This window comes from Bradyrhizobium sp. Pha-3, from assembly GCF_042258325.1.
Lineage (GTDB): Bacteria > Pseudomonadota > Alphaproteobacteria > Rhizobiales > Xanthobacteraceae > Bradyrhizobium > Bradyrhizobium elkanii.
Genome location: NZ_CP170151.1, coordinates 3,134,803 through 3,149,080 on the forward strand (window position 1 = coordinate 3,134,803; position 14,278 = coordinate 3,149,080).

Annotated in this window: 13 protein-coding genes; 11 read left to right on the forward strand and 2 right to left on the reverse strand. The window is 63.4% G+C overall.

The features are described from left to right. Positions 1-10 precede the first annotated feature (10 nt). The 11 genes from paaB to ACE10X_RS14665 all read left to right on the forward strand — a co-directional run bounded on the left by paaB (position 11) and on the right by ACE10X_RS14665 (position 11,244). Positions 11-298 (forward strand): 1,2-phenylacetyl-CoA epoxidase subunit PaaB, encoded by a 288-nt coding sequence (paaB, locus tag ACE10X_RS14615; RefSeq protein WP_016842890.1) that lies wholly within the window; start codon positions 11-13, stop codon positions 296-298. A gap of 142 nt (positions 299-440) precedes the next feature. Beyond that, complete coding sequence (gene paaC, locus ACE10X_RS14620; protein ID WP_304556541.1) at positions 441-1,217, forward strand: 1,2-phenylacetyl-CoA epoxidase subunit PaaC; 777 nt, start codon at positions 441-443, stop codon at positions 1,215-1,217. Beyond that, positions 1,211-1,714, forward strand: a complete 504-nt coding sequence (gene paaD, locus ACE10X_RS14625) for a 1,2-phenylacetyl-CoA epoxidase subunit PaaD (protein ID WP_038383818.1) — start codon at positions 1,211-1,213, stop codon at positions 1,712-1,714. Before paaC ends, paaD begins: the two co-directional genes overlap by 7 nt. A 2-nt stretch (positions 1,715-1,716) precedes the next feature. Further along, positions 1,717-2,793 carry a 1,2-phenylacetyl-CoA epoxidase subunit PaaE gene (paaE, locus tag ACE10X_RS14630; RefSeq protein ID WP_038383817.1) on the forward strand — a complete coding sequence of 359 codons (1,077 nt, stop codon included), beginning with the start codon at positions 1,717-1,719 and terminating at the stop codon, positions 2,791-2,793. Positions 2,794-2,889: 96 nt separating this feature from the next. Next, a complete protein-coding gene (gene paaI / locus ACE10X_RS14635; RefSeq protein ID WP_038383816.1) occupies positions 2,890-3,345 on the forward strand; it encodes a hydroxyphenylacetyl-CoA thioesterase PaaI in 456 nt (151 codons plus the stop codon). Between the two features lie 20 nt (positions 3,346-3,365). Next, positions 3,366-4,697, forward strand: a complete 1,332-nt coding sequence (paaK, locus tag ACE10X_RS14640; protein WP_038383815.1) for a phenylacetate--CoA ligase PaaK — start codon at positions 3,366-3,368, stop codon at positions 4,695-4,697. Between the two features lie 35 nt (positions 4,698-4,732). Beyond that, positions 4,733-6,163 (forward strand): indoleacetamide hydrolase, encoded by a 1,431-nt coding sequence (gene iaaH, locus ACE10X_RS14645; protein WP_304556540.1) that lies wholly within the window; start codon positions 4,733-4,735, stop codon positions 6,161-6,163. 103 nt (positions 6,164-6,266) lie between these two features. Then, entirely contained in the window at positions 6,267-7,301 is a 1,035-nt protein-coding gene (locus tag ACE10X_RS14650) for a zinc-binding alcohol dehydrogenase family protein (RefSeq protein ID WP_375764279.1), read from the forward strand. 25 nt (positions 7,302-7,326) lie between these two features. Further along, positions 7,327-8,382, forward strand: coding sequence for a YeeE/YedE family protein (locus ACE10X_RS14655; protein ID WP_038383812.1), 1,056 nt, complete (start codon positions 7,327-7,329; stop codon positions 8,380-8,382). 61 nt (positions 8,383-8,443) lie between these two features. After that, positions 8,444-9,793: an IS701 family transposase gene (locus ACE10X_RS14660; RefSeq protein WP_304556539.1), complete on the forward strand. Its 1,350-nt coding sequence runs from the start codon at positions 8,444-8,446 to the stop codon at positions 9,791-9,793. Between the two features lie 101 nt (positions 9,794-9,894). After that, positions 9,895-11,244 carry an IS701 family transposase gene (locus tag ACE10X_RS14665; RefSeq protein ID WP_304556539.1) on the forward strand — a complete coding sequence of 450 codons (1,350 nt, stop codon included), beginning with the start codon at positions 9,895-9,897 and terminating at the stop codon, positions 11,242-11,244. A 278-nt stretch (positions 11,245-11,522) separates the two neighbouring features. Here the strand turns inward: ACE10X_RS14665 and ACE10X_RS14670 are convergent, their stop codons facing one another. After that, a complete protein-coding gene (locus tag ACE10X_RS14670) occupies positions 11,523-12,827 on the reverse strand; it encodes a serine hydrolase domain-containing protein (RefSeq protein WP_375764280.1) in 1,305 nt (434 codons plus the stop codon). Positions 12,828-12,978: 151 nt separating this feature from the next. After that, the gene (locus ACE10X_RS14675; RefSeq protein ID WP_038387974.1) at positions 12,979-14,058 is read right to left on the reverse strand and encodes an AraC family transcriptional regulator; all 1,080 of its coding nucleotides are present in this window, start codon (positions 14,056-14,058) and stop codon (positions 12,979-12,981) included. Positions 14,059-14,278: the final 220 nt, after the last annotated feature.

Genomic DNA, 14,278 nt, shown 5'->3' on the forward strand with positions numbered 1-14,278 from the left:
AGCGCTAGAGATGGCCACGCCGAACGTTCCGCTCTGGGAAGTCTTCATCCGCAGTCGCAATGGCCTCGCGCACAAGCATGTCGGCTCGCTGCACGCGGCCGACGCGACGCTCGCCCTGCAGGCGGCGCGCGACATCTACACCCGCCGCGGCGAGGGGCTGTCGATCTGGGTGGTGCCCTCGAACGCGATCACCGCGTCCGATCCGTCCGAGAAGGGCATGATGTTCGAGCCGGCGGAATCCAAGATCTACCGCCACCCGACCTTCTACGACGTCCCCGACGAAGTCGGGCATATGTGAATTTCACTCCCCCTCATGATGAGGAGCGCGCAGCGCGTCTCGAACCATGAGGCCCGTGCAGTGACCGCAGCCCATCCTTCGAGACGCGCCTTCGGCGCTCCTCAGGATGAGGCTCGAATGTGTTGATACAGGATATGGGACCATGGCAACCGCCAACATCGAAGTCTCCGAAACACCGCTGGTGCTCTACGCACTGCGTCGCGCCGACGATGCGCTGATCCTCGGCCATCGGCTGTCCGAGTGGTGCGGCCATGCGCCCGCGATGGAAGAGGACATGGCGCTCGCCAATATGGGTCTCGACCTGCTCGGCCAGGCCCGTGAGCTCTACAGCTACGCGGCCAAGGTCGAAGGCAAGGATAACGACGAGGACAAGTTCGCCTATTTGCGCGACGTCAGGCAGTACCGCAATCTGCTGCTGGTCGAGCAGCCGAACGGCGACTTTGCCCGCACCATGGTGCGGCAGTTCTTCTATGCGGCATTCGCCGATCTGTACTGGCGCGCAATGATGGCCTCGTCCGATCCGACGCTGGCCGCGATCGCGGCGAAGTCGGAGAAGGAGAGCGCCTATCATGTCAGGCATTCGTCGGAATGGATCGTCCGTCTCGGCGACGGCACCGAGGAGAGCCATCGCCGCGCGCAGGGCGCGATCGACGATCTCTGGGCCTATACCGGCGAGATGTTCGCGGTCGACGACGGCGATCGCGGCCTGATCGACGTCGGCATTGCGATCGATCCCGCGGCGCTGCAGCCGCGCTGGCTGAAGACGGTCACCGGCATCATCAACGAGGCGACGCTGTCGTTGCCGAAGAGCGATTGGATGCAGCAGGGCGGCCGCAGCGGCAGCCACAGCGAACATCTCGGCCATCTCCTCAGCGAGCTGCAATCGATGCAGCGGACCTTTCCTGGGGCGACATGGTGACCGTTGCGCTCAGCGATGCCGATCTGCGCCGGCGCGCCTGGAGCGCGGCCGCGCAGGTGGTCGATCCCGAGATCCCGGTTCTGACCATCGCCGATCTCGGCGTGCTGCGCGATGTCGCGGTCCATGACGGCCATGTCGAGGTCGCGATCACGCCGACCTATTCCGGCTGTCCTGCCATGAACATGATCGCGCTCGAGATCGAGCTCGCGCTGGAGCGCGAAGGCATTCATAAGCCGAAGGTCCGCACTGTGCTGTCGCCGGCCTGGACCACCGACTGGATGAGCGAGGACGGCCGCCGCAAGCTCAGGGAATACGGCATCGCGCCGCCGCTGCCGGGCTCCTCGCGCCGCGCACTGTTCGGCGAGCAGGCGGTCGCGTGCCCGCAATGCGGCTCTGTCAATACCGAGCTGCTGTCCGAATTCGGCTCGACCTCCTGCAAGGCGCTGTGGCGTTGCAAGAGCTGCCGTGAACCCTTCGATTACTTCAAGTGTCATTGACCATGTCGACACCACGATTCCACCGCCTGTCCGTCAGCGATCTGCGCCGCGAGGCGTCGGACGCGATCTCGATGACTTTTGCGATTCCCGACGATCTGCAAGGCGACTACCTCTTCACGCCCGGCCAGTATCTGACGCTGCGCACCACGATGGATGGCGAGGAAGTTCGCCGTTCCTATTCGATCTGCTCCGGTCCTGACGACGGCGAGCTGCGCATCGCGGTGAAGAAGGTCGACGGCGGCGCATTCTCGAACTGGGCCGCCGACGAGCTGAAGGCCGGCGACGAGCTCGACGTGATGACGCCGACCGGGCGTTTCGGCGTCGCTCTCGCGCCGGGCGACGCGCGGACCTATGTCGGCTTCGCCGCCGGCAGCGGCATCACGCCGATCCTCTCGATCGTCAAGGGCGTGCTGGCGCGCGAGCCGGACAGCCGATTCTTCTTGTTCTACGGCAACCGCTCGACCGAAGGCGTCATGTTCCGCGAGGCGCTGGAGGAGCTGAAGGACCGCTTCATGCAGCGGCTCTCTGTATTCTACGTCATCTCGGGCGAGGAGCAGGACATTCCGATCCTGCACGGCCGGCTCGACGGCGAGAAGGTGCGGGTGCTGCTGCGCTCGCTGGTGCCGGCTGCGACCGTCGATCACGTCTTCGTCTGCGGCCCGGCCGCGATGAGCGAGACCATCGAGGCGACTTGCCGCGAGATCGGCATCGCCGACCAGCGCATCCATGTCGAACGCTTCGTGTCGGAGTTCGGCGGCAAGCCGCGGCCGAAGGTCGTCGTTCCCGCCGGCGCGCCGCCGAAGGCGATTGCCGGGCTGATTATCGACGGCAAGCGCCGTGAGGTGCCGGTGGCCGCCGGCGAGTCGATCCTCGACGCCGCGCTGCGCGCCGGCATGGACCTGCCGTTCGCCTGCAAGGGCGGCATGTGCTCGACCTGCCGCGCCAAGCTGGTCGAAGGCGAGGCGCCGATGGATCTGAATTATTCGCTGGAGCCGTGGGAGCTGAAGGCGGGGTTCATCCTCACCTGCCAGGCCAAGCCGTGCTCTGAGAAGGTCGTGGTCGACTACGACCACGTCTAATTCTGCTCGCGCGCGTTGACACCCAAGGTGTCGCGCCCAACACTGATTTGACACCAAGAGGCCCTCAGCAACGGGCCCGCGCACAGGGAGTTCGATGTGAACGTGAAGGCCACGCTATCGCCCGAGGATGTCGCCCGCGCCTGCGCTGACGCGATGTGGAAGGAAGACGACGCCAGCAAGGGCCTCGGCATGGAGCTCGTCGAGATCAGGCCGGGGCAGGCGGTGATGGCGATGACGGTGCAGCCGCACATGGTCAACGGCCAGCGCATCTGTCATGGCGGCTACATCTTCACGCTGGCCGATTCAGCCTTCGCCTTTGCCTGCAACAGCCGCAACGATCGCGCGGTGGCGGCGCAGGGCAATGTCACTTTCATCCGGCCCGGCAAGCTCGGGGATCGTCTGGTGGCGACCGCGCGCGAGATCTCGCGCAGTGGCCGCTCGGGAATCTACGACGTGAGCGTGACGTCCGGCGACAGCGTGATCGCCGAATTCCGCGGGCATTCGCGCGTGATACCGGGCACCTGGCTGCCCGACACGGACATCAAGGGATAAAGGCTTCAGGGGAAACGTCGATGGCAACGGCAAAGCTCAAGGTTAGGGATAGCGGTTATCACGCCGAGCTGGATGCGGCGGAACGCGCCTCCCGCGACGAGATCATGGCGCTGCAGACCAGGCGGCTGGCCTGGTCACTCAAGCATGCCTATGACAATGTCGCGCACTACAGGAAGGCGTTCGATGCCGCCGGCGTGCACCCGTCCGATTTCAGGCAGCTTCCCGATCTCGCCAAATTCCCGTTCACGGTGAAGACGGATCTGCGCGACAATTATCCCTTCAACATGTTCGCGGTGCCGCGCGAGCAATTGGTGCGGGTCCATGCGTCCTCCGGCACGACCGGCAAGCCGATCGTGGTCGGCTACACCAGGGCCGACATCGATACCTGGGCGGATGTGATGGCGCGCTCGATCCGCGCCGCCGGCGGCCGCACCGGCATGCTGATGCACAACGCCTATGGCTACGGCCTGTTCACCGGTGGCCTCGGCGCGCATTACGGCGCCGAGCGGCTCGGCTGCACGGTGATCCCGATCTCCGGCGGCATGACCGAGCGGCAGGTGCAGCTCATCAACGACTTCCGGCCCGACATCATCACGGTGACGCCGAGCTACATGCTGGCGATCCTCGACGAGTTCAAGCGCCAGGGCCTCGATCCGCGCAAATCGTCGCTGAAGTTCGGGATCTTCGGCGCCGAACCCTGGACCAACGCGATGCGCGTCGAGATCGAGCAGGCGTTCGACATGGACGCCACCGACATCTATGGCTTGTCGGAGGTGATCGGTCCCGGCGTCGCGCAGGAATGCGTGGAGACCAAGGATGGTCTGCATATCTGGGAGGATCACTTCTACCCCGAGGTGATCGATCCCCTGACCGGCAAGGTGCTGCCCGACGGCGAGAAGGGCGAGCTGGTGTTCACCTCGCTGACCAAGGAAGCCTTCCCGATCATCCGCTATCGCACCCGCGATCTGACGCGGCTGTTGCCCGGCACGGCGCGGCCCGGCATGCGGCGGATGGAGAAGGTGACCGGCCGCTCCGACGACATGATCATCCTGCGCGGCGTCAACGTGTTCCCGACCCAGATCGAGGAAGCGCTGCTGGCGACCGACTGGTGCGGCGGTCACTTTGTCATCGAGCTGACCCGCGAGGGCCGCATGGACGAGATGACGGTGCTCGCCGAAGCCCGGCCCGAGAGCTGGGACGGCGAAGGGCTGACCGCGCATGCCGAGAAGGTCTCCGCCTTCATCAAGAACACGATCGGCATCTCCACCCGCGTCCGCGTCGTTGCGCCCGAGACGCTGGAGCGTTCGCTCGGCAAGGCGAAACGTGTTTACGACAAGCGGCCGAAAGAATAGCCTCTCGCCCGCAATCCGAGAGGCGCGGGGTTTCCATGGCCGATACCAATGAAGCAACCGCCGCGGAAATCGTGGCTGGTATCCGCAGCGGCAAGGTGACGGCGCTCAGCGTCGTCGAGGCCGCACTCGATCGTGCGGAGCGGCTCAAGCACCTCAACGCCTTCATCGTGCTGAACCGCGAGGGCGCGCTTGCCGCGGCGCGCGAGGTCGATGCCGGGATGCGGACCGGCGTGTTGGCCGGGCTTCCCATCGTCGTGAAGGACAACATCAACACGTCAGACCTGCCGACATCCGGCGGCACGCCAGCGCTGCAACACGCACGGCCTGCGCGCAATGCGCCGTCGCTGCAGAAGCTGCTCGACGCGGGTGCGGTCGTCATCGGCAAGACCAATTTGCACGAGCTCGCCTTCGGCATCACCAGCACCAATCTCGCGCCGTTCGCGGGACCGGTACGGAATCCATACGACACGAGCCGGATCCCGGGCGGGTCGTCGGGCGGAACGTCGGCGGCGATCGCCGCGCGCATCGCCACTTGTGGCCTCGGATCGGACACTGGCGGCTCGACCCGCGTGCCCGCGGCGCTGACCGGGACCGTCGGCCTTCGGCCTTCCGTCGGCAATGGCGGCGCCGAGCGGCGTTATCACGACGACAACCAGGTGGTTCCGATCAGCCATACCCGCGACACCGTCGGCCCGATGGGACGCACGGTCGCCGATGTCGCGCTGCTCGATGCCGTGATGACAGGCACGCCGCTGGCAACGAGCATCCCGCTGCGCGGCGTGCGTCTCGGTATTCCCGCATGCTTCTGGAGCGGCCTCGATCGCGATGTCGAAGCCGTCGCCCGCGCAGCCTGCGCCCGGCTCTCGGCGGCCGGCGCGGTGTTGGTCGATGTCGATATGCCCGATCTATTTGAGCAGAACGGCAAGGTGTCGTTTGTGGTCGCGTTGCACGAGCCGATCGCCGATATCCCGGCCTGGCTCGCCGCCTCCGGGATTGAAGGGATCACGCTGTCCGACATCGCGGCCGCCGTTGCCAGTCCCGACGTCGTCGGCGCTTTCGATGCCATCACGGCGGACGCGTTCGGTGCCGCCTATGATGATGCGATCAAGGTGCAGCGGCCGGCGCTGCAGGCGATCTATGCCGCGTATCTCAGGGACAACAGGCTGGATGCGATCCTGTTTCCGACCACGATCGCGCCCGCACCGGTCATCGACGAGAAGAATGGATCCGGCGAGATGTCGGTCAATGGCGGCGCGCCGGTGCCGACCTTCGGCACCATGATCCGCAACACCGATCCCGGCAGCAATGCCGGCCTTCCCGGGCTGTCGCTCTATGCCGGCATGACGTCCGATGGCCTGCCTGTTGGGCTCGAGCTCGACGGTCCGGTCGGCAGCGATGCCAGGCTGCTCGGGCTCGGCCTGTCGATCGAGGCGATCCTGGGTACGGCCCCGCCGCCGAAGCTCTGACACCGCCGGCCGCAACAAGCCCCTTGAATTGATCGGTCAGTCGATTAGTCATGACCGGAGGCCACTTGGCCGCCACCATCCGCGCGCTTCAACAGCGCGCTTCATGACCAGGACTGGAACGCTGATGCCGCCGGCCCCGCAAGCAAACCGTCATTCCGTCGACGCCCGCTGCGTGCGCCTGCTGACGAAGGCGGAGGACGCGGCGGCGGTGGCGCCGGTGGTCGAGACTCATGCACTTTCGCGCGGCGACAACGACGTCTTGATCGAGGTGAAGGCGGCGGCGGTCAATCCATCCGACGTGAAAGCCGCGACCGGGTTGATGCCCTATGCCGTCTTCCCGCGCACCAGTGGTCGCGACTACGCCGGCGTCGTGATCGATGGCCCGGCTGAATTCATCGGGCGCGAGGTGTTCGGCTCGTCCGGCGACCTCGGCATCCGCCGCGACGGCACCCATGCCACGCATCTGGCGGTCGAGCACGATGCCGTGGTGGAAAAGCCCGCCGGCATCTCCTGGGACGAAGCCGCCGGGATCGGCGTGCCCTTCGTCACCGCGATGGAGGGCCTGCGCCGCGCCGGCCTGCCGAAGACGGGCGAGAGCGTGCTGGTGATGGGCGTCAACGGCAAGGTCGGGCAGGCGGCGGTGCAGATCGCGAGCTGGCACGGCGCGCGCGTGATCGGCGTGGTGCGCAAGAGCGAGCCCTATGAGGGCCACAGCAATTCGCCGGTCGAAGTGATCGATGCCTCGACCACCGATGTCGCCGCTCGCGTGCGCGAGCTGACCGGCGGCAAGGGCGCCGACATCGTCTACAACACGGTCGGCGATCCCTATTTCCAGGCCGCGCACAAGTCGCTGGCGCTGCGCGGCCGCCAGATCCTGATCGCGGCGGTCGATCGCATCGTGCAGTTCAACATCCTCGAATTCTACCGCGGCCAGCACACCTATGTCGGCATCGACACGCTTGCGCTGTCGTCGGTTGCGACCGGCGAGGTGTTGCGCGAGCTTGCGCCGGGCTTTGCCGGCGGACATCTGAAGCCATTCCCGATCAAGCCGGGCGCGATCTATCCGCTGGAACAGGCCAAGGCGGCGTTTGTTGCCGTGGCAGGCTCGTCGCGTGACCGCGTGATCCTGCGGCCGTGATGACGAGAGAGCCGAGAGAACCCGCATGGACCCCGCCACGATCGTCATCCTCGCCGCCCTGATCATCGGCCTGATCTATGGCTCGGTCGGGCTGCTCAGCGGCTTCTGCATGATGAGCGGCCTGCGCGGCTGGTGGGCGGAGGGCGACGGCCGCCTGGCGCGCACCTATGCGCTGGCGATGGGGGTTGCGATCGCCGCCTCGCAGCTTTTGGCGGCGGCAGGCCTCGTCGATCTCGGCAAGTCGATCTATCTGCAGCCGTCCTTCTCGGCGCCGGTGATGTTCCTCGGCGGGCTGCTGTTCGGTTACGGCATGGTGCTGTCGAACGGCTGCGGCTCCCGAGCGCTGGTGCTGCTCGGGCGCGGCAATCTGCGCTCCTTCGTGGTCGTGATCGTGCTCGGCATCTTCGCCGAGATGACGCTGAAGGGCCTGATCGCCCCGGCGCGGATCGCGATGGTGCAGGCCTCGCAGGCAACAGTCGCCGCCAATTCGGTGCCATCACTCCTGGCGAGCACCGGCCTCGGCGCTGTGCCGGCGCGAATGGTCGCGGCGTCGGTGCTATCAGCCGTCCTGATCATCTTTGCCTTCGCCCATGCGCCATTCCGCAAGTCGCCGGGCCAGGTTGCGGCCGGCGTGATCGTCGGCCTGCTGGTGGCGGGCGGCTGGTACGCGACCGGCTATCTCGGCGCGGATGATTTCAATCCGGTGCCGGTGACGTCGCTGACCTTCATCGCGCCGATCGCCGACGCCCTGCAATATGTGATGCTGTCGACCGGCTCGACGCTGAATTTTGGCATCGTCACCGTGTTCGGCGTGTTCGCAGGCAGCCTGATCACGGCCATTGCCACCGGGCGCTTCCAGCTCGAAGGCTACCGGTCGCCGCAGCACATGCTGCGCTCGGCAGGCGGCGCCGCGCTGATGGGCGCGGGCGGCGTGATGGCGTTCGGCTGCTCGGTCGGGCAGGGGCTGACCGGACTGTCGACGCTCTCGCTGTCGTCCTTCATCGCAATCGCCGGCATCATGCTCGGCACCGGCGCCGGCCTGCGCGGCGCGCTGCGGGTCAGGCCGCTCGCAACGGCCTAGCACTACTTTGGCAGATTGTTGGATTTCGGCTTTTTATTAGGATTCCCGAATCAATTTTTCAATGATTCATGGGTGGTCGGCTCTTGGAGGGCTGACCATGGCGGAATGGGAAGACGAACTCGAACGCTGGCTGATGCCGTTCTTGGACCGGTTGGGTCATAAGACGCGGCAGCGGATGTGTCCCCTGTACGTTGCGGGATTGATCGGTCCTGGCGATCGCAAGAGCATTCAGCCGATGGCAGAACGCCTCGCAACCGGCAACTACGATCAGCTGCACCATTTCATTGCCGATGGTGTCTGGGACGCGTCAGCGCTGGAATCTGAGTTGCTCAACCAGGCCGACCGGCTTGTCGGCGGCAACGATGCGGTGCTGGTTATTGATGACACCGCGATCCCGAAGAAGGGTGAACGTTCGGTTGGTGTTGCAGCTCAATATGCATCGGCTCTCGGCAAAACGGCAAATTGCCAAACGCTGGTGTCTTTGACGCTTGCGCGAGGTGAAGTGCCGGTGATGGTCGCGTTGCGTCTTTTTCTACCCGACAGTTGGACGAGCGACCTGTCTCGTCTAAAGCGCGCTCGCGTGCCGGTCGAACACCGAACGGCACGGTCCAAGCCGGAAATTGCTTTGGCCGAGATTGACCGCGCGATGGCAGCCAACGTGCGCTTTGGATGTGTGCTGGCGGATGCAGGATACGGGCTCAGCGCGCCGTTTCGACAAGGGCTAACGGCACGCGGGCTGGCCTGGGCCGTCGGCATCCCTCGGCATCTCAAGGTGTATCCGGTCAATGTGAAGCTCATTTGGCCGATTACCAAAGTCCGCGGGAAACCACGAAAGCACCACGTACCAGATATCTTATCGATTGCGGCAGAACACATGCTGGCCAGCGCCAAATGGAAAACCGTGAGTTGGCGCAGCGGGACGAAAGGTCGGCTGAAAGCCCGATTTGCTGCTCTCCGTGTCCGCACCGCCGACGGCCCTCCGCAGCGGATTTGGGACAAGGGTCAGCAGCATCTCCCAGGCGACGAGGCCTGGCTCATTGGCGAGCAACGAGCCTCGGGGGAGAAGAAATACTATCTCGCCAATCTCCCTGCGGCGACGGATCTGCGCACACTGGCCGCCACTATCAAGGCAAGATGGGTTTGTGAGCAGGCGCATCAGCAGTTGAAGGAGGAGCTTGGACTTGATCACTTCGAAGGGCGATCATGGCAGGGTCTTCATCGCCACGCCCTGATGACAATGATTGCCTACGCCTTCCTGCAACATCGCCGCCTCGCATACGCGGGGCGGAAAAAAAAGAATCAACGGGCCTCCGCCTCAGCCAACCATGCCCGCCGTGCGTCACGCCATCGTCGATCTCATCCTTCGGCCACCGTCTCAACGGTGTCCATACTGCCGAAAACAAATCCTTGAAAAACACCGGCGCAAACAGATTCTGCCAAAGTAGTGCTAGCACTACTTTGGCAGATTGTTGGATTTCGGCTTTTTATTAGGATTCCCGAATCAATTTTTCAATGATTCATGGGTGGTCGGCTCTTGGAGGGCTGACCATGGCGGAATGGGAAGACGAACTCGAACGCTGGCTGATGCCGTTCTTGGACCGGTTGGGTCATAAGACGCGGCAGCGGATGTGTCCCCTGTACGTTGCGGGATTGATCGGTCCTGGCGATCGCAAGAGCATTCAGCCGATGGCAGAACGCCTCGCAACCGGCAACTACGATCAGCTGCACCATTTCATTGCCGATGGTGTCTGGGACGCGTCAGCGCTGGAATCTGAGTTGCTCAACCAGGCCGACCGGCTTGTCGGCGGCAACGATGCGGTGCTGGTTATTGATGACACCGCGATCCCGAAGAAGGGTGAACGTTCGGTTGGTGTTGCAGCTCAATATGCATCGGCTCTCGGCAAAACGGCAAATTGCCAAACGCTGGTGTCTTTGACGCTTGCGCGAGGTGAAGTGCCGGTGATGGTCGCGTTGCGTCTTTTTCTACCCGACAGTTGGACGAGCGACCTGTCTCGTCTAAAGCGCGCTCGCGTGCCGGTCGAACACCGAACGGCACGGTCCAAGCCGGAAATTGCTTTGGCCGAGATTGACCGCGCGATGGCAGCCAACGTGCGCTTTGGATGTGTGCTGGCGGATGCAGGATACGGGCTCAGCGCGCCGTTTCGACAAGGGCTAACGGCACGCGGGCTGGCCTGGGCCGTCGGCATCCCTCGGCATCTCAAGGTGTATCCGGTCAATGTGAAGCTCATTTGGCCGATTACCAAAGTCCGCGGGAAACCACGAAAGCACCACGTACCAGATATCTTATCGATTGCGGCAGAACACATGCTGGCCAGCGCCAAATGGAAAACCGTGAGTTGGCGCAGCGGGACGAAAGGTCGGCTGAAAGCCCGATTTGCTGCTCTCCGTGTCCGCACCGCCGACGGCCCTCCGCAGCGGATTTGGGACAAGGGTCAGCAGCATCTCCCAGGCGACGAGGCCTGGCTCATTGGCGAGCAACGAGCCTCGGGGGAGAAGAAATACTATCTCGCCAATCTCCCTGCGGCGACGGATCTGCGCACACTGGCCGCCACTATCAAGGCAAGATGGGTTTGTGAGCAGGCGCATCAGCAGTTGAAGGAGGAGCTTGGACTTGATCACTTCGAAGGGCGATCATGGCAGGGTCTTCATCGCCACGCCCTGATGACAATGATTGCCTACGCCTTCCTGCAACATCGCCGCCTCGCATACGCGGGGCGGAAAAAAAAGAATCAACGGGCCTCCGCCTCAGCCAACCATGCCCGCCGTGCGTCACGCCATCGTCGATCTCATCCTTCGGCCACCGTCTCAACGGTGTCCATACTGCCGAAAACAAATCCTTGAAAAACACCGGCGCAAACAGATTCTGCCAAAGTAGTGCTAGGCCGTGTACTCATAACCGTCGGCTTCCCGTCATAAAGCGGAAGTTGCCCAGTTCGGTAGTTATCGGCGGCTTATGACCCAGAGCGGAAGTCGAGACCGCCACCATCTCGGGCCGCCGGACACCTGATGTTCGAGCAACGCAAGCTCCCGCCAATTTCATCAGCTGTCAGTGTGCCTTATTGTGCGAGTACGCCGCGTTGCTCCCATGGTCCCGGATTGAGACGGAATAAGCACCCCGATCAAGCCTGCCCGAACTGCGCGACTACGCCCGACCATAGTCGCCAGATTTCGGGGGACTTTTCATCGACGGCGGTTTGCACCATGACCAGCTTCGAGGGCGGATCAACAAGGATACGCTGCCCGAGATGACCCAACATTGCGAATTGCCGTCGGCTTCCGGGAAACAGATAGAACTGATAGCCGTAGCCGAACCCTCCCTCGGCCTTTTTCAGATAGCCGTCGGAAGCGCGCACCGTGGTTGCATCGACCATCCATCGCGCCGGGATGATCTGTTTGCCTTCCCATGCTCCGTCGTGGGCGAGCAGGCGGGCGAGCCGGGCATAGTCGCGCAACACGGCGTTGAAGAAGCCGTGCGCCACTTCATAGCCTTCCGCGTCGATCAGCCATTTGGCATCGGCTTCCGTGCCGATCGGCTGCCACACCTTTTCCTGGAGATAGTCGGAGAGTGATTTGCCTGTTGCGTAACGCAGCACCAGACCAAGCACATCCGTTTCGATGCTGGCGTAGCGGAATTGCGTACCCGGCGGCGCGATCCGCCGATTGAATTGCGCGATGCTGGCAACGGTGCCTTTGTTGGAAAACCAGTGCTTGCGCACCATGTCGACCCACAAGCGATCGAGGTCGCGGCCGCTGCCTTTGCCTTCGTCGGCCTGCTCGCCGAACTCCACGCCCGACGACATGTGCAGCAGCGCGCGGAGCGGCGTCGCGCCATATTCGGTGCCTTTCAAGCCAGGCACATAGGTCTCCGCGGTATCGTCGATAGATTCAATCGCGCCTTCCGAGATCGCGATACCGACCAGCATGCCCGTAATCGATTTTGCCATCGACTGCGATATCAGCCGGTCTCGATCGGTGCGGCCGTATTGATAGTGCTCGACCAGAATCCGTTCGTCCTTTGCGATCAGCAGACCCGTCACCGGATTGCGCGACAGATAATCCGCAAGCGAAGAGTGGCTTCCCTTGTACTGGTAGCTGATATCCACCTGCGTTCGCTTGAACGGCCAGGCCGTGGCTGCGCGATTGACCAAGCGCGTTGGAAATATCTCGTCGTAGTGACTGAATGCCCCGACGCGGTATTTTGGCGAAGCCGGATTGCCGGGCTGGTAAACGCGCCAGCGATCCTTCACCGGATAGTCCTCGGTGGCGCCGTAAAGCTCTGCATCGGGACCACCAGCGGAAAAGACCGGACCACCGCCACTCTCGGCAGCCCAACTCCACTTGACCGACGCAGCAACAAAACTCGCCGCAAGTCCGGTCAGAGCCGAGCGGCGCGAGAGTGCGTTTCCGGCGTCGGCGAAAGACAATAAAATGGTAAACCGCTGATTCAGCCTAAGGAGGCCCGTTGTCGCAGCTCATTGCGAGGAAGGAGCCCCATCAGTCTGTCAAATGTTTTCGATCCCTTCTCGCCGATTCCCGCAGTTCGGCTGGCCGATTTCTAAACGACTGGCCGATTCTTCAATCGGTCGTGCCACGGGCTGCATTTCCCGCCATTGAGAGACGGCGGAATTCGGTTGGGGTCAAATTGGTCGCCGCCTTGAAGGCGCGGTTGAACGGCCCGATCGACTGGAAACCTGTGTCCATGGCAATTGTCAGCACCGGGACTTCTACTTGTTCAGGGTCGACCAGCGCTGCCTTGGCTTCCCCGATCCGGTAATGATTGAGGAACGCATTGAAATTGCGATAACCGAGGCCCTCGTTGATAAGTTGCCGCAGCCGGTACTCCGGCACGCCAAGCTCGACGGATAGCAATTTGATGGTCAACCCCTCACGCCGGTAGATGCGCTCGACGGTCATGAGCTGTTCCAACCGGCGCAGGAGAGCCGGTTCAATCGTTGCGTCAGACGCCTTGGTTGGCGCGCTGGGGGGGACGTTTGCTGCGGGCAGCAGGATCGAACCTTTCCGCGTCCCCGCCTCCAGCAGATTCCATGTGCTCAAACCAACTAACACGAACAGAACGAAGGCGTTGGCAACGCTAGTCATAGAAAAAGTGGGATGCGAGGGCTGCTGCAGGAAGCTCAAGTAAGAGTTGAGAACGATTTGGGCCGACGCGCCGATCAGGACGACCAGCCGGAGCCCACGCCGGCCTTGCACAAGGTCCGCCGGCCAAGTGACAAGCGTCTGCGCCACCGCCAACAGGGCCAGGCCGAGAAAGGCAAACGACAGCGTGCGTTCGATCGCAAGCTCGAGCGCGGCCGATCTGGTGACTCCGCTGGCGTCCAGCCATTGTGCGACGGCGACGGCCGCCCACAAGACGCCATGCCAAGGCCGTGGTACGAAATCGTCATCGAAGGCAGCACGCGCCCATAGCCAGAACACGACACAGTTCGCGCTGGACAACGCCAGTAGCAACAGGCCCCACCACGCAAATGGCCGCGGGAACGTGGGCGCCGAGCAGACCATCGAAGCCGCGGCGCCGATTGCGAGCGCGGCGCCCAGCAGTGCGGCCGTGCTATCGCGGCGATCGCGTAGCGCCATAGATGCGATCAGCAGGCACAATGCTACGACGGCGCCTCGTAACCCGAGGTCAATCGACATCAAACCGCTGGTGCCCACTATCGGAAACACTCCAAATGCCATTGTTGAGCCGCGTAGGCTCGCTCATACGCCCTGGGCGCAACTGATGTCGAGTCGTCAGATAATCTCGAAGCGGCTACGAACTGAAAAAGCCCCGATCCGGCTCAGAAGTTGATGTCCGAAAGCCAGCTCGCAATGGCCACTTTCGGTTTTGGCCCAAGGCCGACATGCAGCGACGTCG

Coding starts and splice junctions, on each gene's coding strand:
- ACE10X_RS14665 (WP_304556539.1), top strand. CDS start 9,895: ATGATTCATGGGTGGTCGGCTCTTGGAGGGCTGACCATGGCGGAATGG.
- ACE10X_RS14675 (WP_038387974.1), bottom strand. CDS start 14,058: ATGTCGATTGACCTCGGGTTACGAGGCGCCGTCGTAGCATTGTGCCTG.
- paaC (WP_304556541.1), top strand. CDS start 441: ATGGCAACCGCCAACATCGAAGTCTCCGAAACACCGCTGGTGCTCTAC.
- paaE (WP_038383817.1), top strand. CDS start 1,717: ATGTCGACACCACGATTCCACCGCCTGTCCGTCAGCGATCTGCGCCGC.
- ACE10X_RS14650 (WP_375764279.1), top strand. CDS start 6,267: ATGACCAGGACTGGAACGCTGATGCCGCCGGCCCCGCAAGCAAACCGT.
- ACE10X_RS14660 (WP_304556539.1), top strand. CDS start 8,444: ATGATTCATGGGTGGTCGGCTCTTGGAGGGCTGACCATGGCGGAATGG.
- paaK (WP_038383815.1), top strand. CDS start 3,366: ATGGCAACGGCAAAGCTCAAGGTTAGGGATAGCGGTTATCACGCCGAG.
- paaB (WP_016842890.1), top strand. CDS start 11: ATGGCCACGCCGAACGTTCCGCTCTGGGAAGTCTTCATCCGCAGTCGC.
- iaaH (WP_304556540.1), top strand. CDS start 4,733: ATGGCCGATACCAATGAAGCAACCGCCGCGGAAATCGTGGCTGGTATC.
- paaD (WP_038383818.1), top strand. CDS start 1,211: ATGGTGACCGTTGCGCTCAGCGATGCCGATCTGCGCCGGCGCGCCTGG.
- ACE10X_RS14655 (WP_038383812.1), top strand. CDS start 7,327: ATGGACCCCGCCACGATCGTCATCCTCGCCGCCCTGATCATCGGCCTG.